Raw genomic sequence first — 23,426 nt, forward strand, 5'->3', positions numbered from 1 at the left:
CATCACTAAGGGTGTTTCTTCAAGTTTGGGGAGGAGAGGCTTTTAAAAAACAGAAAAAATATTGATATAAAAATAGGATTATGATATAAAAGATGCAACCCCAAAAACTGTATACAAAATACTGTATACAAAATACAATATATAATATATATTATTTTTACCTGATAAAATATGGGGTGAGACAAAAGATGAATACAGAAAAATATGAAGAGATGCGTCCAGGAACAAAAACAGTATGGGCAGGGGAGAAAAAATTTAGAGCCTATCGGGCAACACAAGTGCCTGTAGTTTTAAGTGTCGCCTATGATTATAGCGATGTAGATGAGTGGTATGACGTAGCCATGAATAGAAAATCCGGCTATACCTATAATCGGATGGGAAATCCAACCGTTCAGGCATTTGAAGAAAAGATAAGGATTTTAGAAGGTGCAGAAGCAGCAGTCGGTTTTTCATCGGGAATGGGAGCAATCAGCAGTACGCTGTATAGTTTTCTTCGTCCAAATGATCGAGTGGTTTCCGTAAAAGATACGTATGGAGCAACAAATAAAATATTTACTGAGTTTTTGCCTAGAATCCATGTAGATGTTGTTTTATGTAATACAAATGACCAAGATCAGATTGAAAGAGAAATCAGAAAAGGTTGTAAGATTCTCTATTTGGAGACTCCCACCAATCCAACTTTACGTATTTTGGATATTGAGCGCCTAGCCAAAGCTGCCAAAACTGTTGGAGCCATCGTTGTAGTGGATAATACGTTTGCGACTCCTATCAATCAAAATCCACTATTTTTAGGAGCAGATATTGTCTTACACAGTGCTACCAAGTTTTTAAGTGGTCATGCGGATGCTTTAGGCGGGGTAGCATGCGGGTCGAAAGAATTAATGGAAGAGGTTTATCATTATCGGGAAATCAATGGAGCAACCATGGACCCTATGTCCGCGTATCTGATTTTAAGAGGAATGAAAACGCTTAAATTACGAATTCAGCAACAAGCGAAAAGTGCATTGGAAATCGCGAGATTTTTACAAGAGCAAGAACTAGTAGCATCTGTCTACTACCCTGGACTAGATACTCACCACAATCATCAAATTGCCAAACAACAGATGAAGGGATTTGGCGGGATTGTCAGTTTTGACTTAAAAGGGGAAATGGATGCAGTTCGACTTTTGCTTCCAAAACTCCAATATGCAAATCGAGCTGGGAATTTAGGTGCAGTGGAAACGATTTACGGACCGGCAAGAACGACAAGCCATGTGGAGTGCACGTTAGAAGAACGGCAAGAATTGGGAATATCAGAAGGTCTTGTTCGCATTTCCGTAGGTATTGAAGATACAGAAGATCTGATAGCGGATCTAAAACAAGCTTTTAAGTATTTAGAATCCAAAAACGAGATAATCCAATCAATCAGATAAGGGGAAATAACATGAGCCATAAAATCGCATTACTTGGATTTGGTGTTGTTGGACAAGGTTTAGCCGAAATTATTTTACAGAAAGAAAAACTACTGGAAAACGATATTGATTTCCAAGCGAAAATAGTAGCGATATCAGATGTGATGAAAGGTTCTATTTATCATCCGGATGGATTAGATCTCTCTAAAGCTCTTCAAGCAGTAAAAGAGACAGGCAAATTGGATGATTATCCAGATCATCCTGGTCTTATAAGAGATTGGAATAGTTTTCAGACCATACGGGACACCAATGCAGATACGATAGTGGAAATGACTTTTACAGATGTGAAAACAGGTCAACCTGCGATTGATCACTGTAGAGCAGCATTTGAAAGTAAAAAAAATGTAGTGATGAGCAATAAGGGACCAGTTGCCTTGGCGTATCAAGAATTATCAGAGTTGGCCAAAAAAAATAATGTCCGATGGGGATACGAAGGAACCGTTATGAGTGGAACACCAGCACTTCGAATGCCAATCGTCTCCTTAGCGGGTAATGAAATCACAGAAATCAGGGGAATTTTAAATGGAACAACCAATTACATTTTAACCAAAATGGAAGACGGACTTACTTACGAAAAAGCGTTGGCAGAAGCTCAGTCGCTCGGTTATGCAGAAGCTGATCCAACAAGTGATGTAGAAGGCTATGATGCACAATATAAAATTACCATTTTAGCCAACGTTTTGTTACATGTTCCGCTAAATCGATCAGATGTAGAGTGCGTGGGAATAAGCCATTTGACGCCAGAGGACATCGAACAAGCTAGAAATGAAGGGAAACGATGGAAACTAATCGCGGAGTGTAAAAAAGTGAACGGTCAATATATCGCGAAAGTCAGCCCGCAAGCGATTCCACTTACCGATCCCTTGGCTGGGGTAGGAGGAGCAGTCAATGCGATCACCTATCATTGTGATTTAGCAGGACCGATTACGCTAATTGGTGCAGGAGCAGGACGTACAGAAACTGGGTTTTCTATCCTTATCGACTTGATCAACATCAGTAGAGGCCAATTATAGGGTCATGAGATAAAATCCGATGAGGTGAGCAAATGATTATGAAAACGTTGCCAAAGCAAAAACCGATGTATATCGGTGGACAATGGGTCAAACGCGAAAAAACAATCGATGTGTATGATCCGCAAGACAAAAACTTGATTGCAACTGTTCCCGCAGCTACAAAAGAAGATATGCTTTATACCATTGAAGAAGCAAAAGAAGGCTTTAAGATAGCAGCGTCAATGCCAACGTATGATCGAATCAAAGTTCTGAATGATGCTGCTAGCTGGATCGAAAAAAATCTGGAAGAGTACGCGACTACAATTGCCCGAGAAGGCAGTAAAACGATAAAAGAAGCGAGAAAAGAAGTAACTCGTTGTATCCATACGCTTCGGATAAGCGCAGAAGAAGCGAGAAGAATCAATGGAGAAACCATTTCTTTTGATCAAGCACAGGGAAGCGAAAATCGAATCGGTTACTATTATCGCTTTCCCATTGGAATAATTGGTGCAATAACGCCTTTTAATGATCCATTAAATCTAGTGGCTCATAAAGTAGGACCTGCGATTGCGTCGGGTAACGCCATTATTGTGAAACCAGCACCAGTTACACCATTGAGTGCACTATTATTAGCAGAAGCCTTTGAACAGGCTGGGCTTCCACCAAAGGTTCTATCCGTGATTACGGGTGATGCTGGGGAAATTGGAGATGCAATGGTAACTCATCCCGATATCAGAATGATTTCATTTACAGGTGGACTAGCTACAGGGAAAGCGATTATGAAGAAAGCGGGATTAAAAAAAATAAGCATGGAGCTTGGCTCCAATTCTCCTGTTATCATCTTAGATGATGCTGATCTAGATGAGGCGGTGGAGTCCACTGTTTCTGGTGCATTTTGGGCTGCTGGGCAAAATTGTGTTGGAGTTCAGCGGATTTATGTTCAAGAGAAAAATTATGATGAGTTTATAGATAAATTTGTATCACGAACCAAACGATATCGAGTTGGAGATAAGCTATCGGAAGATACGGATATGGGGCCGCTGATTTCGGAAAATGAAGCCAAGCGAGTAGAAGAATGGGTACAAGAAGCAGTCTATAAAGGGGCAAAACTGTGGTGTGGAGGAACTCGAAAAGGAGCCTATTATTATCCAACAGTGTTGACAGATGTTCCAGCAGACAGTCGATTAGCACGAGAAGAAGTCTTTGGTCCAGTAGCCATTATATATCGTGTTGCAGATTTAGATACTGCGATAAATCAATCGAATCAAGTAGATTTTGGGCTGCATGCTGGTATCTTTACTCGTGATCTGAATAAAGCATTTCATGCTATTTCAAGCCTTGATGTTGGTGGAGTTATGGTAAATGACAGCTCCGATTATCGAATTGATGCAATGCCATTTGGCGGAGTGAAAGGATCAGGTATCGGCAGAGAAGGTGTAAAATTTGCTATCCAAGAAATGACAGAACCGAAAGTAGTCTGTTTGAAATTGCCTCGTTAGGCTCTGTCTTTTCAGATAGGAAAGAAAGCGTTTTCTTGTGAAGTGAATGAGCTTGGTTTCATTTCATTTTAAAAGGAGAGATTCGATGAGCCCCACGGATAAGCAGCAAAATGAATTGAAACGTACGATGAAAAGCAGACATTTGTTTATGATTTCATTAGGCGGTGTTATTGGGACAGGCCTCTTCTTAAGTTCAGGCTATACACTGAGTCAAGCAGGACCTGGTGGAACGATCTTAGCCTACTTAGTTGGCGGGATCATTATGTACCTTGTGATGCTATGTTTAGGCGAATTAAGTGTTGCGATGCCAGTTACAGGTTCATTTCATAAGTACGCTACGGAGTATATAGGTCCCGCTACTGGTTTTGTTGTTGGCTGGCTATATTGGTTAACTTGGGTTGTAACGATCGGGTCAGAGTTTACAGCAGTTGGATTACTTATGCAGAGATGGTTCCCCCATGTTTCGGTATGGATTTGGAGTGCTGCACTTGCGATCATTCTATTTCTCTTCAATGCTTTATCTGCAAAATTCTTTGCTGAAACGGAATTTTGGACGGCAAGTATTAAAGTAATCACGATTATCGTTTTTATTGTTCTGGGGGCAGCAGCTATGTTTGGACTTCTTTCCATGAAAGGTACAGCTGCACCGATGCTATCCAATTTTACAGGAGCAGGAGGACTTTTCCCGAAGGGGTTACTCCCAGTACTGATGACCATGATTTCCGTTAACTTCGCCTTCTCAGGAACTGAGCTCATTGGGATAACGGCAGGAGAGAGTGAAAATCCAGAAAAAAATATCCCCCGCTCGATTAAAAATATCATTTGGCGCACCCTATTTTTCTTTATCGGAGCAATATTTGTCCTAGCTGGCTTGATCAATTGGAAACAGGCAGGAGTCATCGAAAGTCCCTTTGTGATGGTTTTTGATAAGATTGGTATCCCTTATGCAGCAGATATCATGAACTTTGTTATTATTACGGCGTTAGTATCGGTAGCGAACTCAGGTCTTTATGCTTCGGCAAGGATGTTATGGTCTTTATCCCAGGAAAAAATGATCAGCCCCTTTCTAGGAAAAGTTACTCCCAAAGGCGTTCCTTTTAACGCATTACTGGTAAGTATGCTGGTGGCTTGTCTATCGCTTTTATCCAGTATATATGCTGCGGATACCATTTACTTGGTTCTTGTCGCTCTCTCTGGTTTTGCTGTAGTTGCCGTTTGGATGTCCATTGCTGCATCTCAGTATATGTTTCGAAAAAGATATGTGAAGCAAGGTGGAGATATCCAAAAGTTAAAATATCGAACTCCCCTCTTTCCAATAGTACCTATTGTTGCATTTCTCCTATGTCTAGCCTCTTGTATTGGTTTAGCTTTTGATCCAAGCCAACGAGTTGCTTTATACTATGGCATCCCATTTGTCGCTATCTGTTACCTTTTCTATTATCTAAAAAATAAAGTGAGATCGAAATAAAGGAGTGGAGAGAAAATGGAGATTTTATCAGATGAAACAGAGAGACTGTTAGTACGCCATGTCTGTTTGATAACCGAGGAAAAAAGATACGATGTTTCTCTTATCTACTCCTCTTTATTCTATGGAAAGTATATCGTCACATGCTTTCAAACGGGGAAAATGGTCTTATTATCTGCTGATGATATTGACCATGAAGAACATTGGTCGAGCCAGTTGGATGTCCCGCTACAAGATCGAACAGAAATGAAACAGTTTTTAAATCAGACACTGGGTATGGAATCCCGTTCGTTTGGAGAGCAAATATAGGTCATGTATTTCCCCTTTCTTGGGGGATTTTTCTTTTCTTGTGTAAAATAAAACAAAGATTTTATTAATGAATGAATATAGATTATGATTAAAAATAACTGAAATAACAAATAATAATCTATTATCCGTATTTATATCAAAATAGAAACTTAGAGGGTTATTTACAAAATATACATAATTGAGCCGATCATTCCTAATTTGCCCCGTTATGATATAACTATCACCAATAGGAGTGTTGCATTATAAAATTGTTTCTTTCGATTCCATTGCTATGTTTTTGAGTCCAAGTTGGGGATATTAGTATTATCAATAGATTTACTGGCTTTGAATGTATAGAAAATCTAATTTTTAAAGACTAGCATTTACATAGTGAGCCTAAGATAGCCATATCTTGGGCCGTTTTGTTTGCAATGCCATACTCTAATTTAGTTGTTAATGTAACATCGGCTATAAATATTTTATATTTTTTTGTAATTGTGACAGAAGTACATAAAACAGCTGTTTATTCATCGGTCTTGAATGAAGTCCTATTTTTACACTGATAAAGGGGCGGAAAATGCCTACTCATTCAATATTTTTGAATAGAGTATCATTTTTGCTTATTTTAAATATTTTTCCATTTAGGATACACTTAAAATTAAGGGATGGATTTTCATGGATACCATTAGGAAGCTGATCAGGAAAACTAGGATCGATTTAAAAATCTCTCAAATGGATCTAGTAGACGGAATAAGCGGTTTATCGCAAAGTAATCTCAGTCGTTTTGAAAAAGGGCAACTTATTTTGGACCAAAATCATATCGACGCACTTCTGAATAAACTCAAAATCAATCACAACAAGATACCGGATTTAATCCGAGAAATGGAGCGTCAAGAACAAGTAAGTTTCTTTTCTCTAAGGTCACTGGAAAGTATGATTCGCAAAGGAATTTATAACAGAGAAAAATTTAAGGAACTCGAAGGTTTGATCGGTAATCCAGCAGCTATTTATTATGCTCGAGGAAAACGGCATCTCATGAAAAGTGAATTGGATAAGGCGAAGAAAAACTACTTAAAAGTAGTAAATACAAACGAGGATGATCAGTTTTTAAATGAAAATCTGGTTGCTGGTTCCTATTTAAATCTATCGGCAATTGCTTATAGACAAAATAACTTGCCGCTTGCTTTCCAGTACGTAGACTCAGGTTTGGAGCACTTGGATGAACAAGGAGAACGGAGATATCTCAAATATTCCCTTATCTATAACAAGTCCTTTTTCTATTTTATTATGAAAGATTTAGATGAAGCAGAAGATGCTCTTGAAGAAGCTTGGAAGAATCGGATGAACATAAATGACGATATGCGTACCCGGATTCGAGTTTATGTTCTAAAAGCATCCATTAAATGGGCTAGAAAATCACAGGATGAAGCGATAAAAATATTAAGTAAGGCGGTTGATCTCGCAGCAATTAACGATCTTACAGATCTATCATTTGAACTTTCCATTGACTTAGCTAGATATTGTTTTGAGGTTGGAGAATATCAACTTAGTGAAAGTTGTTTCCGTTCCGCCATGTTGTTCAAGTCTGATTTGAAAAAACCAAACGATGCCTCTGTTCATACTGAAATAGCTAGACTGCATTTGACTATGAAGCGTTACAGGCAAGCAGAAATGGAAATTCAGCGAGCCATTTTTGCCGCACGAAAACGCAATGATATATACAAGTTGACGAAAGCACTAATAGTAAAAGGGGAAATTGAAGTAAAAATTGGTTCAACGTCCTACTTACAATCAAATTTTATAAAAGCATTATCCTTGTCAAAAGAATATGGATTCAGACAGCTAGAACACGAAATATTATCCTATCTTATTGAACTTGATCCTCTTCCTGATCATAAAAATGAATTTGCACTCCAGAAGGACATCCTTGAAAAAGAATTAAGAGGAGGAAAGGCAAAATGATAATGAAAGGCGAACCCCGCACTGATATTTTAGGAGAACCAGATCACTTCTAGCAACAAATACAGCCCTATTCAGCGATTTATTGTTAAGATCGAAGATATGATATCTCTTTTATGTATTCTTCATTATTCAAGATTGAAGCAAAATGGAGCAGTTATTCATTCAAATATTGGGTATGAAATCCAGTTTGTTTGATGAGCAAATATAGTTCATTTACTTCCCCTTTCTAGGGGATATTTTTTTGTTTAGATTACTTTTATGTCCCCATTAGCCTTGCTGTCACTTCGTTTGTTTATGGCTTTAGCCAGTTGTGCACGTTTTTTGTGCACAACAGAAAACCACCCGCTATGCGGGTGGATGACAAATGGGTTATACCAAAAAACAGCTAATCTTCGTGCAATCTATATCCGTTTTTCCATTATTTACGGGGGGACGATCGGTAGGAGCAGAAGACATATGTCTAAGCTCAGAGCTAGAAGCTCAAAACCACACAATCGTCCTTTCCATCCCAGATCTTGCTACTTGTTGAGATCCCTTCGAAGCTCTTCATAGAATCGCTCCTCGGCTTCGTGGACCCTCGCCTGAGACTGGGCGATTTCTCTGTTCGATGCTCGACTATCACAAATCCCTTGGATGGTGATCACCACAAGCCAAGTGAGGAGCATCGCCAGCATGGGGAGAAGCAAATACAGCTCAGGGTGGTTGTTAAACACGATAATCTCGCATTCCCCAGCGGTAGCTGGTTAAGCGGACTGGTAACCTCAGTATAATCAAACAAATGCAAAAAGACTAGCAGGATCTGAACCCTTTTAAGGTAATATAAACGTCCCTTTAGGGACAGCAAAAGTGGCAAAGGCAATATAGCCTGAACAAAGTGAAGGCTAGCGCTGTATGGGGGTATGTGGACGATTTGAGGAATGTGGGGCCAAATCTGAAAGTTTTTCTTAATTCTTTACTACTAAACTTACTAGAAGCAAAAATTCATCTTGAATTTTCACTAAAAATAGAATACTATACTTTTAGGAGCGTCCAAAGAATGCTCCCTGATCCCCACCGGATACCTTTAGGAATGAAGGTTACTCCTGCCTTAGGAAACTGAGGATAGATACGTCGAAGAGAGCCCGGTGAGGCACCACTCTTGAGGTTACTTGAGAGTGGAATGTAAATAAAACCAAGAACAATTAATCGTTCTTGGTTTTTTTGAATTTGGGGTCACCTTACAAGCCCGTTCAAGATACTACAAAATAGTCATCTAAGTCAAAAAAAACATGCCATTCCTTCGTTAGGATTTAGACGCTCTGGGTAGAGTTTTGGTGCTTATTGTAAAACGATGGAGGTGACTTTCTTTGAGATAAACATTTTACTCATTGGGTCATTCTTCTTTCTATATTCCACTAAAATATAATGGAGGTTGTTTGAAGAAATCTGAGATAATTTACAAGCCATTTTTAGTAAAAAGGTAAATGAAATGAAAAAATCGCCCGTATGTTAGCGGACGATTGGAAAATGGAATGTATTTTACTTAGGTGGGAAAAAACTGTTTTACATAATATACAATTATTTTAAACATCGTGAGGGGCAGCACCTATAAAAACATTTTTTACATTATGCAATGGAGTTACCACCTAGTCTTTGATGTGTATCTATATACCAAGATGGTTATGCAATAAATAGAGCATATAACAAATTTATAAAACAGATGGCTTCTGTACCATACAAGTGAACATTTTTAAGGAAGTTCAGGATCAACGGGACCGGATAGCAGAAGATGTTTATAAGTAGACAAAGTAATCACCGACCTTATGAAATAGTTTTTTCAAATTGAATATATAATTGAGGTAAAACTAAGTCAATTCACAGATAAATCATTTGTCTTTATTATAGGATAACCAGAAGAATTTTTTTGAATAAGATTGAAACATATCCATGTTATTAATTTTCTCATAACAAAAACATAAATCGGCAGCTCTGCAAAAAAATGGATGTACTTTATCGTGATTATGGAAGATGCTGGACAAAAAAGCAAGTTATTTTAGAAATTGTGATAGAAATCAACATTATTTTAATATTTGTAAAAATGTTATAAATATTTTATGTTAATAGTACAAAGTAAAGGAGTGAGTGAATGAAAGATTTGTCCAGAAATATACAAGTCGTTTCCTTTCTCAACAGAGTACAGAAAGATATTCGCTTACATTTAGAGAATGGAGAAAAGATTGATATTCCATTATGGGATACTAAAATGATCGACATGGGAAATGGTCATTTGTTTGTGATAGGAAAGGTGCTGGATCAGAAAGTTCATTGTCCTGCTAAAGAAAATGTGCAAAATATTCCAGTTCCATGGAAGCTCTAAAATATTTAGCTTGGCATTTAATTTATGCTTGTGATGAAAGAGAGATTTACAAGAAACTATCCTCCGAAGAGCTGGATGATCGGAAAAGCTTTGTCCAATGGGTTAATGATTGTTTGCAAAATGGAGAACGGATACAAACGGTATTAACACAGAAGCATTTGAATGAGATAAGTGAATATTTGATTCGAACAGATGAGCACCAATGGAGGAAAGCCTACTTTGACTTTAATTACCATGTCTTGATATTTGGAAATGAAAAGCTCAAAGCAAAGTTGAATGCATTAGGGGATTTTAATTCAGAATATTAAGACTAATAAATGGAGTGGTAGTTATAGAAACTAAAGTAACACGTGATAGAACATTGCGTCTTAAAATCATTGATTCATGTGGAATGACATGTATCTTTTGTCATAATGAAGGTACACCTGTTACATCTGATAATCTCAAAAGTAATAATGGAAAATGGATTAAGCATGGGAGATCAGGAAGGACTTCTATCTATGTAGAAAATAATAAAGTTACTTTTCTACCAGCTATGATTATGCCTGATGAAGATTTTAGGGTTAATTTACAAAAGCTTCAAAAGGTATTTCAATTTAAAGAAGTCCATTTAACTGGTGGAGAACCAACACTACATCCATATCTTTCAGATTTAGTGAAAATGATAAAGTCACTGGGTTTGTCAGTAGCGATGACATCTAATGGAGAGAATGGTATGAAGTGTATTCCTTCGGCATCTAAGGAAGGATTAGAAAAAATCAATTTCTCTGTTTTTGGAACCACTGGGGAAGAACTGCTCATGGTACAAAATACAGCTTGTCGAGACTCGGACTGGGGAGAGAAAAAAATAGATTCATTGAAAAAATCTATTGCATGTGCAATTGAAAATAAAGTGAAAGTGTCTACAAACATTGTAATCGTAGATCAGACACATATAAATCGTATTCATAATCTTCTTAATAATTATCCACCCGAGATCAGTGTGCGAATTATGCGTTCGCTAGAAAACAGACAAGAAGCTACCAAAGCAATTAAAGAGTTATTCGAGAAACTTGGGGCAAAATTGGTATCGCATCAGATCACAGCAGGTGTATCGGATGAGAGGCATGAGTATGAACTGGAAAATGGAAGACGTGTATGGTTTAAACAACTAAGACATGTTCGCCTTCCAGAGACTTGTAAAGATTGCATTTACAATAATGAAGAGGATTGTCATGAGGGTTTTTATGGTATTCGAATGTATAAGGATCATATCGGCGGTTATCAGATTGGTGTTTGCATCCAAAGAATGGATTTTTGTCAACCACTAGACCAATTTATAGAAAGTAACCAAGCTAAGGAAATTGTAAATTTCCAAAAATCAGAGTATGATCGGATAAAAATGGAATACAAAGGGAGAGAAGTGCATTGTCCATTGAATTTGAAGCCAAAGTTATTGAAATAAATCCAGCAGAGATGGAGCAAAAAATAATGCAAGCTGGCGGGAAAAAGGTAAGAGAGGCTTTGATGAAACGCTATGTATATGACATTGACCCCAATCGCAGAGGGCATTGGATTCGGCTTCGGGATGATGGGGATCAAGTTACCTTAACAGTGAAAAAAATCCACCATGATGGGATCAGTGGAACAGAAGAGGAGGAAATAGTTGTACAGGATTTTGAAAAGACCAACCAACTCCTTCGATTGATGGGTTTTAGCCCTTCAGCTTATCAGGAAAACCATCGGACAAGCTTTGTATTAGATGGAGCTCAACTAGAGATAGATCACTGGCCTTTGATCCCGGCATATTTGGAAATCGAAGCTGATTCTTATGAACGGGTAGTCGAAGTTGGGAGAATGCTAGATTTGAAGGAGGAGCAATTGACAGGGGAAAATACGACCAAAATATATAAACGTTACGGGATCGATTTGGATCAGAAAAGGGAGTTAAGGTTTGTAACTAAATAGATTTATGAAAGAATCCCATTTATATTATGCCTAAATGGGATTCTGTTTTATTATTTACTTTTATTAAATATATAAAGAATGTTTTTTCAACACCTTGAAATGTAGGGAATAAATTTGTGGAAATAGAGGTAAAACTTTAATGTTTCCACGTATCTTATTGCTTTAAGAAAGACAAGCGTAAGTGAGAAAGAGATTAATAGGGAGGGGATCTCTCGTAGTCTGAATCTATCTGATACTCCTTTCACCTTTGGGAATAGAAGTATACTAAAAATACGGGAACTTCCCCGAGTCACTGGAGGTAAACAGATGTCCTTCGATGGACTCAACGTCGAGGAATTGCTGACTGCCCTGAAGGAGCTTACTTCCAACTGGGAACAGGTGACAGTGATTTTCCGTCAGGAAGGATGCTCAGATCGGTTCCGGGATGAGTTGCAGAAGGCGGTAGACGCTGGCGCTCAGCTCTCTCCAATCAGCGACTGGACCTTGCCCTTGAAAGATAAACAAGATCGACGTCCTTTCGACGGGATGACCAGGCAGAAACAAGAGGATGTCCTTGCCGAGATCACCAACCTCTGGGAGGAGGTAGTAATCCTGCGGGAGGCACAAAGGCTTCGGAAAGTACATCCCCAAGAGGAGGAATCCCATGCTTGTCAAATTTGGGATCAAAACCCCTTTCTTTGGGTACTCAAGATGGGTTTGATTCGAGGTCTCATAAAAACGGTCTTCCCTGAATTGAACCATCAGTGACAATCGGCGGCGTCAGAGTCCACAGTTCTGACGCCCCCGCCACGTTTATCCTCTTTTTCATCATTAAAAATGTGACCACAGAGTTTAAAGTCCATTCTTCTTTTCTTAAATAGCATATATTGTTATAAAAAGGAAAGAGGGGTTAATTTGTCGGATAAGGATAAAAAATATAAGAAAAAGTATAAAAAATGTGAAGAGTCGCTTGAAGCGTGTAAAGAATGGCTTAAAAAATGTAAAAAATCACATAGAGGACCAACAGGTCCAACTGGACCTCGGGGTGATACAGGTCCCCGAGGACTTCAAGGAGTAACAGGAGCAACTGGAGCTACAGGTTCACAGGGACTCCAAGGAGTAACAGGAATAACTGGAGCTACAGGTTCACAGGGACTCCAAGGAGTAACAGGAACAACTGGAGCTACAGGTTCACAAGGGCTCCAAGGAGTAACAGGAGCAACCGGCCCTAGAGGTCCAGGTCGATATTTTGGAGTGCAGATCAGTACACCAACTGCAATCGCTGCTTGTCCCGTAACTCCTCCCTCACCTGCCCTTATTACTCTAACTGTTCCAGCAGCAGCTGCGGGAACACAAATAAAGGTAGATTCGATGGCAAAGGTACAAGTAACGGTATCATCTGGATCAGGTTCGAACAATGACGCATTCCAATACGTGATTACGTATGAACTAAGAAAAAATAATGCCTTGCTTCCTGATCCGAATGCAACACAACTGCAATTAGTTGAAAGAAAAGGCAGTGTGAAAAACGATTCTAATATCGAAACATTCGTTCCTAATCTAACTTTTACGGATACAGCCACAGGTTCTCCAATCACTTACACCCTACATGTATGTGTTGTTCCAGTTGTAGGTACGGTAAGTTTTAATATTGCTGATACCAATGTTGGATATAGAGCAATAAATGCTATTGTATTTGACTGATAAAAAGAAGATATATGCGAGAGGCAATATTTCCTCCATTTTCCTAATCTCATATGTCAAAGCGAATGTTTAGAAAAAGGAGATCAAATCATTAGACTATAGGATGGTTTCGAACGGGTAGTCAATTATTACAAGACATGAGTTTTTCTTTGTAGAGTTATTTGGAGAGATCCTATAACATTCTACAAGAGAAGCACATGTCTTTTTTATCTCAAGAGGAGTACTTATTTAAAGCAGAGTTATCGAAAAGTCACTCTTTTTGGCCGATCACGAGAACCTATTCAGGTTTAGAGTGGTTGGCCAAAGTGTTGTATATATCAAATCATTGTATTAATCAAATGAAAATAAAAGCTACGAACTTGTGATTGGGATAATGATTTATTTTTCTATTTGGAAATTTTCGGTTTCCCTCTCGAGAGAAATAGGGGAGGGGGATGGTTCTACTCTTGAAAAGTAATACTTTTGTAAATTCTTTTCTTTTTGTACTGTTTAATGATCAGGAAAAATCAAATATAATTCTGATATAATAAAATTTTCAATTTAATGGTAACAAGGAGTGAAGTTAATGAGAAAGATGTTCATTTTTGCGGTATTTTTTTCTGTAGTTTGTCTATTTTCATTTTATGGGGAGACATGGGCAGCTGAAAAAGTAGTGTACGATAAACTTGTCACTTATACCTCATACTATAATACTTCATCATTCAAAGTAACAAAAAATGAGGCTATTCATGTATATCTGTCTTGTTCGAATGCAAAAAATCATATCCAATCGGGCTACCTACAACATTTCAATGGAAATAAATGGGTTGCAGTAGATAGCACTAAAATTTATTGTAATGCCGGATCATTTTTTCTTGATGCAAAATCTAAAGGTGGTTGGTATCGAGTAAGAGTTACTGAACCTAAACCACCTGTTAAAACACATATGACCATATATGCAACTTCAAAAAAGTAACTTGAAACATTTATTTTTCAATAACATGCAAAACTGTTAACCTAGTTTACCTGTTAAATTCAGCTCCTACCACACAATAGCCAGTCAATCTCTTTAGAAATTTAAAGAGGTTGACTGGTTTTCGTTCTACATGTTTTTATGTTTACGCCTTTTTTGTTCCTAAGCGCCAGGTGGATATGCTGATTCAAGTAGCTGAAACATAAATCAGGTTTGCAGAGATGTACGCCGCAGCAATCGAACTTTAGGTGAAGAAACATATTAACAGAATGTGGATTTAAAAAAAAACAATATAGAGATTACAAAAAAGAATAGGAATTTTCATCCTTGCAAGGATATATTTTCTATTTTATGATATCATTATATTATGACAATTCAATATTATCAAAACGAGGGGAGATAGTTTTATTGGAAATAAAACAGAAATTAATACCTAGATCGTTAACTGGCACACGCCCAGGTCTGTATTTAAATCCCTCTTACATCACGGTGCACGAAACAGATAATACGGAAAAAGGGGCAGATGCAAGGGCACATGCGAATTTGCAGGCATTGGGAAATAGCAGAAAGGCAAGCTGGCATTATACGGTCGATGAAGTGGAGATTTGGCAGTCTATTCCCGACAATGAGGTTTCTTGGGCTTGTGGAGATGGAAGAAATGGGACAGGAAACCGAAAAAGTATCAGCGTTGAGATTTGTGTTAATTCTGACGGTGACTTTGAGAAAGCGAAACACAATGCAGCTAAGCTTATTTCTTTTTTGATGAAGAAACATGGAATTTCTATCTCAAATGTAGTGCAGCATCATCATTGGTCGGGCAAAAATTGTCCGCGAAATATAAGAAAAAGCGGATGGCAAGCATTTTTAAATCTTGTAATTTCCTGCTCTGATTCTAGCGGAATTCCCATAGCGAACACGGTTAACAAAAGAACAGTGAAGCTAACAAAACCTTATATGCATGGAAATGATATCAAGGTGATTCAAAAGGTTGTTGGCGCGGAAGTAGACGGAATATTCGGACCGAAGACAATGAACTTAGTAACGAAGTTACAAAAAGCGCATGGTTTATCTACCGATGGGATTGTAGGCGAAAAGACTTGGAAGGTAATTTTAAAGAGAAGAACTTTGAAATTAACCAATCCCCCAATGACAGGTGAAGATGTAAAAGAAGTTCAAAAGAAAGTTCATGCACCTATTGATGGAATTTATGATGCCAAAACAATGAATCTCGTTACTAAATTTCAGAAATCGTATGGTTTATCTACCGATGGAATTGTAGGCGAGAAAACATGGGAGGCTATTTTACTTGGATGACCTATAGACAAGAATAACCCAAGCATTAATACTTGGGTTACATACATAATGCGCAGGGCTAAGTGCAAATTGAAAACGAAATGATTGAAATGGTCAGTAAAGTTGTATATATATATATATATATATCATTGATGATTATGATTCTTTAAAAATAATTTCTTTTTGATCCTTCTTTATATACGCATCCCAAAAAACATCCACTATACGATCTGGATCGTAATAGGTTTCCCGCTTAACATGATCAGCAATCAAAACCTGTCCTACATAGATTCCATATGGAAATAATGTATCAGCCAAAGAAAGAGCAAGGGAACGAACTGCCGATTTGCCTATCGATATCGAGGCATACTCTGGATTTGGTTCAAGAGCGATGGTCCCCCCTGAGAAGAAAAGAGTTCCCTGTTTACGTTCGATCATTTCGGGAATCACTTGTTAAGCACTCGTCTTACTCTTTGCTTCGATCTACTACATCTACACTCTGAATATTACCTAATTTACCTTTTTTCTTATAGAAGTGAAAGTTAAGCTCGTATTTCCCCGTTCTATAAACGATTGAGTAAGCATTTTTGTCTTCATCATCATGAGACTCAGAAGTCGGTTTACCTAAGATGCGTTTCGTTTCTTCATAGGATACTGATTTATAACTTTTATCGGTGGTATATACCCAAAAAACGGTATGTTTTTTATCGTATGAGAAGTTAAATGCAGTGGATCGATTATCATAGTCTGATTCCCCATCCCATTTCCTAGTAGGTTGTCCCCATTTTGCTTCAATATCTTTACGAGGAGTGCCGATTCCAAATCCAAATTTCTCAGTGGTAATCACTTTTCCTTGTTTTGCTAGTTCTTTCGTATGTTTTAATAGTTTTGCATGATTTTGGTTTGCTGGTGTTTGTATATCAGGGATATTGTTAGCAGCATGAACTCCTCCGACATGAGTAATCCCCGTGAATAATAGTCCAGCAGCAAAAGTGGTAGCGATTAATCCTTTGATTAATCCTCTTTTTTTCTGTCCCATCATCTTAAATCTCTCCTTTAAATTTGTGTATAAACTTATTTTAAAAACTGATTATTTCAGAAAGAGATACAAGATGTTTCCGGTATGTAAATTAATTTAAGAGAGACATTGATAGTAAACCGAGTTGCACTTTATCCATGTGAAGATCGTCCATGATTGGTTTTGCAATAAGGACTAAGAAAGACGGTATCGGTGTGGTACTCTGTCTTGAAATACAGGAATGGCTCGACGGATTTCTGCGACTTTTTCTAATGCTAAATCTGCAAACAAGATTTGCTCTTCTGTTCCTGCTTGAGCTACTATCTCACCCCAAGGATCAAAGATGATCGAGTTTCCATTAAATTGGTCATTTTCATTTTGACCGACGATATTGGCACCGACTACAAACATTTGGTTTTCGATGGCCCGCGCCCGAAGAAGAGCAAGCCAGTGAGCCTCACGCTGTACCGGCCATTCAGCAGGAACGAACAAAATTGAAGCACCTTCGACTGCATAAGTACGGATTAATTCTGGGAATCGCAGATCATAGCAGATAATCACGCTTGCCAGTACATCCCCAAGCGGGAAGGCTTGGTAGTCCGTACCTGCTGCAAGATATTTATCTTCAGCCATCAATCCGATCAGGTGTAACTTTGAGTATGCATTAATCTGTTTCCCATGAGGATCAAATGTCAGGGAAGTATTGAATACTTTTCCTGCCTGTTGCATGGTAAACGATCCGCCAACTAAGTACACACCATGTAATTTAGCTTGTTCTGCCAGAAAAACAGCGGTAGCCCCATCGATTGGCTCTGCATGCTTTGCTAAATTGGCAAAATCGTATCCGGATTTCCACATCTCTGGTAAAACGATCAATTCCGCCCCGCTTTCAGCAGCCTCTGCTATCATCGTTGCTGCGCGCTGTTCATTCTGTACCGTATCCCCTTGTACAACCTTCATCTGGCATATAGCGATTTTCATTGAACATAGGCTCCTATCTAGCGATATTTTCCATACTGTATTGCAGTTCTATTGTTTTTTCAAGAACAGGACTGTGCATTTGCATTCGATTAGCAGATTCGAATGGAAAGGAATCATCTAGTATTAGTACGTATGTAAATATATCGAATATCGTATATGATCTGAGAATATTTGTCTATTTTATAATAAGTGATGGAATAATTTTTACACCTGTGTACTTCCAAGCTTTGTTTGTCTTCAAGCAAGTTTCATTCTTATGATTTCGTGTTTTCATGAAAAATGATACAATAATGAAAATAACCAGTATCGATCGATTCTGGTTTCGGGCATGAATCGATTTCAGTGAGAGAGGCATTCTGCCATGCGTGAGCGTAAGCGTTACTCCGTTCTGGCTGTCGTGATCACGATCGCCGTCTTCGCCGCTGTCGGACTCTTCGCCAGCAAGCCTTGGGTACACAGGCCCTCTCTGAATGGGATGGCCCTCAAGGCCGGCTATACCAACGTCAAGACGGTCGAAAGCGGTACCGAGCGTACGTCCATCGTCACGGCCCGGCTGGGGCAGTGTCCTGTGGTGATCTTCCGTCACAAGGACGAGATCGACCCCGACAAGTTCGAGGTCGGGTTCCTGGTGGATGGCATCGCGGTGAAGGACAAGTCCGTTCCGCTGAGTGGCTTGAAGGAGGAGCTCGTCAACGCTGACAAGGCAGTCGAGACGTGGACGAAGCTCGCGAAGAAGAACGGCTGGATCAGCCCGGTGATGTGTGACGCAAGGAAACCCTACAACAACGGCAGGTGGTACTAGACCTCTTGGTCGATTCATGCAGACCCAGCCCTGATCAAGGAGGCTGGGTCGCTGCTTTCTGTATAATTTGGATAAAATAATTAGGTTCATATATAAATACTTATAAAAGTCAAAGGACAACTGTAAGCTTCATAGATGTTAGATTGGAAGAGAACTGTAAAAACAGCCCTTGTAGTACTGATACTAGGGCTGTTTTTGATGATCCATTTATGATTTTACTACTAAATTTGTTTTCTGTTCCCCGATCGTAATCGTAGCTGTCATTCCTGCGTTAAACATCAAGAAATCATTTTCTACTCCATCACTGAATATCACACCGTTTTGTTCCATTTGAGATTCGATGACCAGTGGTTTGTGTTTGGTAATCGAACCAGTTACCATCTGTGCAGTTGTTGTTTTGCTTACGAAAGGTTCGCGGACGGCAAACAGGAGGGATTCGTCTTCCCATTTGATCTTTGGTGGAGTAAGTTGCTCACTTTTGGGTTGATAAGAGCGGTAAACACCGTTTGCCATGTTAATGACACTGCTGATCCATCCAGTGGAACCAGCACCAGTAGAAACAATGATTCCACTGGAAGATTGGGTTTCCATTGGTAGATGATATCCAAGCCGATAACGAGCAGAGACATGAGTAGCAGCACCGATAAATAAGTCATTAAAAGCACGTAAAGTTTGTCCATCGTTAAGTTTGGCTTCTGCCATGGTGATTTTCTTGTAGGTCTCTCTGCCATGGAATACGTTTTCAACAGCAGCATATGCATCTCTTACTTGAAAAGGAAGTAAGATACCATCAATATGTTCAGGGTCTGGATTGATAGCAATTAGGGGCTGTCCAGACAAATATTTTGCTGTGTTAACTACTAACCCATCGATGCCAATGGTTACAACAATATCTTGGGGAGAAAAAATATAATTTGGTAAAAAAGAGCGATCTATCACTTGCAGTTTATAGTTTTCACGGAACTGTTCTTTAACGGATTCTACCGCAGATAGATACGTATTATGTTCTTGTTCAAATAAACTAAAGTCCTGAGTAGTTTCTCCTGATGGGGATCGAGAAGCCTGTTTAAGGCTTTGATTGACATAAAATCTGGCTTGTGATCGGGTATTATAGCGTTTGACTAAGCCGTCTAAACGAGTTTCTCTTGTGACGATAACAATTTTTTCATAGTTCATCGTTTCTTCTGTTTTTCTTCCATCAAGGATTCAAGTAAATCAGGAGAAATATTTAGCTGGCCGATCTTAGATGCATTTTTCGCCAGTTCTTTAATTGCCATGCTTACAGCAAGACGTGGTTCGCCGGTTTGAATTGCTAGTGCTTGGATAAGAGATGAATCGAGCTCTGCTAGAGGACGAAGGGTTGCTTCTAAAGCATAGGCCTGTGCATCCGCTTCTGCTCTGGCATTTTCTGCTTTTGTAGCGACGAGCAGTTTTCTTTCCGTTTCCAATTTTACTTGTCCTTGCAGTTTCGCTTCTCTGATTTTTTGTTCCTTCATCTCGATGGCAAGGTTTGCTTCTGCTTTGGTTTCGCGTATTTGCCGCTGCTTTTCTTCTAGTTTGATCTCGGTTTGCAGTTCGTTTTCTTTGATTCGTCTTTCTTGATCAACAGCAGCATTGCGTCGTTCATAAATCGCATCATCCGCTTTTTTCAATAAGTCTTCTCTCGCTTCTGCTTCGAGTGCTCGAGCCATTTCTGGAGTAGGTTTAATAGCTGAGATAGCGAGTGTTTGAATTTCCACTCCTAATTTTTCTAAATCTCCAGAGTCAGTTAACAATTTGCGCACAGCAAGACTTACTTCATCTGACACTTGAACAGCATCTTTTAAGGAACGTTTTTGAATTTCGGTTCTGGTATGTACTTGCAACAGATTGACGATCCTCTGTTCCAATTTTTCTGGATCATCGGATATGTATTGATTGGATCGGTCTTTAATGGTGTAATCTAGTAAACTTGCTACCATTTCCGGCTCGGTTATGCGGTAGGTGACTTGTCCTTGTACGGTGACTGGTTGAAAATCAGCAGTGATTTCATTGAAGATAAAAGATGTATCTTTACTGGAAATTGGGACTACGGAAATGGAAGAAGAACGTTTAAAATAGAAGAAAGATAACCCTTTCCCACTCTGTTTTAATTTTCCTTTCTGATAATGAAGCACAAATTGCGTTGGGTTGGTCTTGAGATAACGAAAGCCAAACATGCTGTTCACTCCTTAAGTTGTATAAGGGATATTGTAACATATACAATATTCAAAAAAGGAGAAAAAAAGGGAGGAAATCTTCATTGACTCATTTGCTAGAAGCATTGCGTGAGCTAGGTGACAGGACTTGTATACGGGAGATAAAAGCGGTTTCTGGTGGCAGCATTAATCAAGTAACATATGTGGAGACGGATATAAACAAGTACATTGTGAAAGCGCATACAAGTATGCCGGAAAACTTTTTTATCCAAGAAGCAATGGGATTGTCCGCATTATCTTGCTGTGTGCGAGTTCCAAAAGTATTTAGCTACCAGTTTGATGAGGCGACGGGTGTTGGAAACCTTTGGTTAGAGTGGATTCCTGCTGGAGTGAGGTCTGAAAAGGGAGAAGAAGAACTTGGACGGAAACTTGGTTTACTCCATCAAACCACTCATGCTGCTTTTGGATTTGTAGAAGATAATTACTTAGGAATCTACCCTCAGCCAAACGCATGGTCTGATGATTGGATTTCTTTTTTTCGAGACAAGCGGTTACAAATACAAAAAGAAATCGCTCTAGAAAAAGGTTATCTCTGTGCTGATCGGTTGCATAAGCTTGAAAAGCTAATGGATAGATTAGAAGATTTTCTCCCAGCAAAACCAATCTCTTCTTTGTTACACGGCGATATGTGGAGTGGAAACACGTTTATCAGTTCCACAGGAGAGGCTGTTTTCATTGATCCATCTGTCAATTATGGAGATAGAGAAGTAGATATTGCGATGACAGAGTTATTTGGCGGATTTTCTCCAAGGTTTTATCAAGCATATGAGGAAATAAATCCCATAGAGATAGAATATAATGATCGGAAAGGAATATATCAGTTATACTATTTATTAGTATATTTAAATTATTTTGGAGAGTCTTATGGTGAGGAGATAGATAAAGTGTTAGGTAAGTACATTTAGTTGATGAATAAAGAAATTTATCAAATGACTCAGAGGGAATAATGGAAAGTTTTTATTCCCTTTGATTTATTATTTCTACAGCATTTACGGATTAAATTTTTAAAAATTTCGTTGATGGGGAATAAAATAAATTGGAGGATCACGGTGTCTGAATTAAATGATATGAATTCCAACATTCATTTTGCTCCCTTTATTAAGAGCAAAAATCACAAGCTCAGTACGATGTATTCGTTAACTTGGGAGATGGATTATGAAAAAGTACAAGGAGGCATTTTAGTTGATAAGATATTTAATTTTGGTCGGTTGAAGAAATTTTACCAATCGAATATCAACCAATTTCCAAAATTAGTTTCCTTTCAAAAAATCGATGTAAATCGAGTTACATTTAAGCGAGCTACAGATGGATATCAATTAGATGAAGTGGAAGCTTATTTATTTTGTTTACCTAGTAACCAGGTAGTAAGTGTTTTTCAGGCTTCATTTCAAGCGAATCTCAATACGTTAATTCTTATTATGGAAGACTTTTATTACAATGATTTTCAAATAGAAACTTTATCCCCACTAGAATTGTTTAATGATCTTGATGCTGAAAATGTAATTAATAAAAAAGGAGAAGGTTTTCACTCATCCTATCATCAAATTATAAATTTCAGTCAGGAATTTATAACAGAAGATATACCAACAGATCTTATACAACGTGTAGTGTATAGAGCTGATCTACCATATAGAAAGGAGTATAGTGGAATCATATATCCCACTGAATTAAATCGCAGACCTTATACTTTTTGTGGGATGGGCCCCTTTGTAACAGCTATTGGTGGACACCAAGGCTATATGTCAGAATGTATTTTTATTTCCGCTATTCAACTCGTTGGTTGTGTGGGAATGCTAAAAAACATACATGATGAATTGAATTTTGAATTAGAGAGTATTCGTGAAGATGAAAAAGGCATATATAATTTAAAAAAACGTCGAGAAAAACTTAGTCATCTTTCACATAGACTTAGTCAATTGCAACTTTCAATTAGTCTTGACGTAGAATCACCATCTAACATTGGATTAGTTGTTCCTGCATTAAGATTAGAGAGTTACCATTCGGCCTTAAGTGAAGCAAATGAAATAGCTAAACGCATTGCTATTATTTCAAATAAAATTGATCGAATTGAAAAAATGGTTATGTATGAGAGTGCACAGATTAGTTCTGTTGAGAGAGAATACGATGAAGCGCATCGGATTTTGTGGACAGTCATTGTGACATTTATTTCTGTTGTTTCAATTCCACCAAGTGTACTATTTGCATTTCTTGGTATTAATGCTTCTGAAGTCAATGATAAAGTATCTATGTTTGATCTTCATAAGTATGGCTTGCTATATCTAATTCTTGTATTTATCATTTTTATGTCCATTGTTTTAGGTTTAGTGGTTTGGTATGTAGTTAAACCAAAAGTGAAAAACAATAAAAGATTTGATGAAAATAGGTAATGGGAAAGATTAATCCCTTGCGGTTAACTCTGAAGGATATTAGAATAAATTGTTTTTTTACAATTACTTAGTACTTGTTATACTATAATTTGTATTTGTTACTACTTTTTATT

General features: G+C 38.2%; 23 protein-coding genes. 18 read left to right on the top strand and 5 right to left on the bottom strand.

Translation table 11 applies throughout. The features are described from left to right. The first annotated feature begins 188 nt into the window (after positions 1-188). The 15 genes from MK805_RS12685 (at position 189) to MK805_RS12755 (ending at position 15,909) form a co-directional block, all read left to right on the top strand. Positions 189-1,412: a cystathionine gamma-synthase family protein gene (locus MK805_RS12685; RefSeq protein WP_240876264.1), complete on the top strand. Its 1,224-nt coding sequence runs from the start codon at positions 189-191 to the stop codon at positions 1,410-1,412. 11 nt (positions 1,413-1,423) lie between these two features. Further along, complete coding sequence (locus MK805_RS12690; protein WP_240876265.1) at positions 1,424-2,464, top strand: homoserine dehydrogenase; 1,041 nt, start codon at positions 1,424-1,426, stop codon at positions 2,462-2,464. A gap of 38 nt (positions 2,465-2,502) precedes the next feature. Further along, positions 2,503-3,942 (top strand): aldehyde dehydrogenase family protein, encoded by a 1,440-nt coding sequence (locus tag MK805_RS12695; protein ID WP_420833077.1) that lies wholly within the window; start codon positions 2,503-2,505, stop codon positions 3,940-3,942. Between the two features lie 85 nt (positions 3,943-4,027). Beyond that, complete coding sequence (locus MK805_RS12700) at positions 4,028-5,410, top strand: amino acid permease (RefSeq protein ID WP_240876267.1); 1,383 nt, start codon at positions 4,028-4,030, stop codon at positions 5,408-5,410. Positions 5,411-5,425: 15 nt separating this feature from the next. Continuing rightward, positions 5,426-5,716 (top strand): SAV0927 family protein, encoded by a 291-nt coding sequence (locus MK805_RS12705; protein WP_240876268.1) that lies wholly within the window; start codon positions 5,426-5,428, stop codon positions 5,714-5,716. 654 nt (positions 5,717-6,370) lie between these two features. Further along, the gene (locus MK805_RS12710) at positions 6,371-7,657 is read left to right on the top strand and encodes a hypothetical protein (protein ID WP_240876269.1); all 1,287 of its coding nucleotides are present in this window, start codon (positions 6,371-6,373) and stop codon (positions 7,655-7,657) included. A 2,125-nt stretch (positions 7,658-9,782) separates the two neighbouring features. Then, positions 9,783-10,013, top strand: coding sequence for a hypothetical protein (locus MK805_RS12715; RefSeq protein WP_240876270.1), 231 nt, complete (start codon positions 9,783-9,785; stop codon positions 10,011-10,013). After that, positions 10,001-10,321: a hypothetical protein gene (locus MK805_RS12720; RefSeq protein ID WP_240876271.1), complete on the top strand. Its 321-nt coding sequence runs from the start codon at positions 10,001-10,003 to the stop codon at positions 10,319-10,321. The genes MK805_RS12715 and MK805_RS12720 overlap by 13 nt, the downstream gene beginning before the upstream one ends. Positions 10,322-10,335: 14 nt before the next feature. Then, a complete protein-coding gene (locus MK805_RS12725; RefSeq protein ID WP_338057504.1) occupies positions 10,336-11,457 on the top strand; it encodes a radical SAM protein in 1,122 nt (373 codons plus the stop codon). Continuing rightward, on the top strand, positions 11,421-11,960 hold the full coding sequence (locus tag MK805_RS12730) for a class IV adenylate cyclase (protein WP_240876273.1): 540 nt from the start codon (positions 11,421-11,423) through the stop codon (positions 11,958-11,960). Before MK805_RS12725 ends, MK805_RS12730 begins: the two co-directional genes overlap by 37 nt. 306 nt (positions 11,961-12,266) lie before the next feature. After that, complete coding sequence (locus tag MK805_RS12735; protein WP_240876274.1) at positions 12,267-12,707, top strand: hypothetical protein; 441 nt, start codon at positions 12,267-12,269, stop codon at positions 12,705-12,707. A 147-nt stretch (positions 12,708-12,854) separates the two neighbouring features. Next, positions 12,855-13,643, top strand: coding sequence for a hypothetical protein (locus tag MK805_RS17955; RefSeq protein WP_275092335.1), 789 nt, complete (start codon positions 12,855-12,857; stop codon positions 13,641-13,643). Between the two features lie 197 nt (positions 13,644-13,840). After that, positions 13,841-14,008, top strand: coding sequence for a hypothetical protein (locus MK805_RS12745; RefSeq protein WP_240876275.1), 168 nt, complete (start codon positions 13,841-13,843; stop codon positions 14,006-14,008). 200 nt (positions 14,009-14,208) lie between these two features. Continuing rightward, on the top strand, positions 14,209-14,598 hold the full coding sequence (locus MK805_RS12750) for a hypothetical protein (protein ID WP_240876276.1): 390 nt from the start codon (positions 14,209-14,211) through the stop codon (positions 14,596-14,598). Between the two features lie 405 nt (positions 14,599-15,003). Next, on the top strand, positions 15,004-15,909 hold the full coding sequence (locus tag MK805_RS12755) for a peptidoglycan recognition protein family protein (protein ID WP_240876277.1): 906 nt from the start codon (positions 15,004-15,006) through the stop codon (positions 15,907-15,909). A gap of 135 nt (positions 15,910-16,044) precedes the next feature. Here the strand turns inward: MK805_RS12755 and MK805_RS12760 are convergent, their stop codons facing one another. The 3 genes from MK805_RS12760 to MK805_RS12770 all read right to left on the bottom strand — a co-directional run bounded on the left by MK805_RS12760 (position 16,045) and on the right by MK805_RS12770 (position 17,887). After that, positions 16,045-16,326 carry a Rossmann-fold NAD(P)-binding domain-containing protein gene (locus MK805_RS12760; protein WP_240876278.1) on the bottom strand — a complete coding sequence of 94 codons (282 nt, stop codon included), beginning with the start codon at positions 16,324-16,326 and terminating at the stop codon, positions 16,045-16,047. Positions 16,327-16,354: 28 nt separating this feature from the next. Next, on the bottom strand, positions 16,355-16,930 hold the full coding sequence (locus MK805_RS12765; protein ID WP_240876279.1) for a DUF4309 domain-containing protein: 576 nt from the start codon (positions 16,928-16,930) through the stop codon (positions 16,355-16,357). A gap of 171 nt (positions 16,931-17,101) precedes the next feature. Continuing rightward, positions 17,102-17,887 carry a carbon-nitrogen family hydrolase gene (locus tag MK805_RS12770; protein ID WP_255724636.1) on the bottom strand — a complete coding sequence of 262 codons (786 nt, stop codon included), beginning with the start codon at positions 17,885-17,887 and terminating at the stop codon, positions 17,102-17,104. A 361-nt stretch (positions 17,888-18,248) separates the two neighbouring features. Here MK805_RS12770 and MK805_RS12775 point away from each other — a divergent pair, with 361 nt between their 5' ends. Further along, entirely contained in the window at positions 18,249-18,689 is a 441-nt protein-coding gene (locus MK805_RS12775) for a hypothetical protein (protein ID WP_240876281.1), read from the top strand. Between the two features lie 207 nt (positions 18,690-18,896). Here MK805_RS12775 and MK805_RS12780 read toward each other — a convergent pair whose 3' ends face one another. Next, positions 18,897-19,865: an NAD(+)/NADH kinase gene (locus MK805_RS12780; protein ID WP_240876282.1), complete on the bottom strand. Its 969-nt coding sequence runs from the start codon at positions 19,863-19,865 to the stop codon at positions 18,897-18,899. After that, positions 19,862-20,887: an SPFH domain-containing protein gene (locus MK805_RS12785; RefSeq protein ID WP_240876283.1), complete on the bottom strand. Its 1,026-nt coding sequence runs from the start codon at positions 20,885-20,887 to the stop codon at positions 19,862-19,864. Before MK805_RS12785 ends, MK805_RS12780 begins: the two co-directional genes overlap by 4 nt. Positions 20,888-20,970: 83 nt before the next feature. On the opposite strand from MK805_RS12785, the gene MK805_RS12790 reads away from it, so the two are divergent. Both MK805_RS12790 and MK805_RS12795 read left to right on the top strand, forming a co-directional pair. After that, positions 20,971-21,831 (top strand): fructosamine kinase family protein, encoded by an 861-nt coding sequence (locus MK805_RS12790; protein WP_240876284.1) that lies wholly within the window; start codon positions 20,971-20,973, stop codon positions 21,829-21,831. A gap of 144 nt (positions 21,832-21,975) precedes the next feature. Next, the gene (locus MK805_RS12795; RefSeq protein ID WP_240876285.1) at positions 21,976-23,313 is read left to right on the top strand and encodes a hypothetical protein; all 1,338 of its coding nucleotides are present in this window, start codon (positions 21,976-21,978) and stop codon (positions 23,311-23,313) included. Positions 23,314-23,426 lie beyond the last annotated feature (113 nt).

This window comes from Shimazuella soli, assembly GCF_022511585.1.
Taxonomy (GTDB): Bacteria; Bacillota; Bacilli; order Thermoactinomycetales; family Thermoactinomycetaceae; genus Shimazuella; species Shimazuella soli.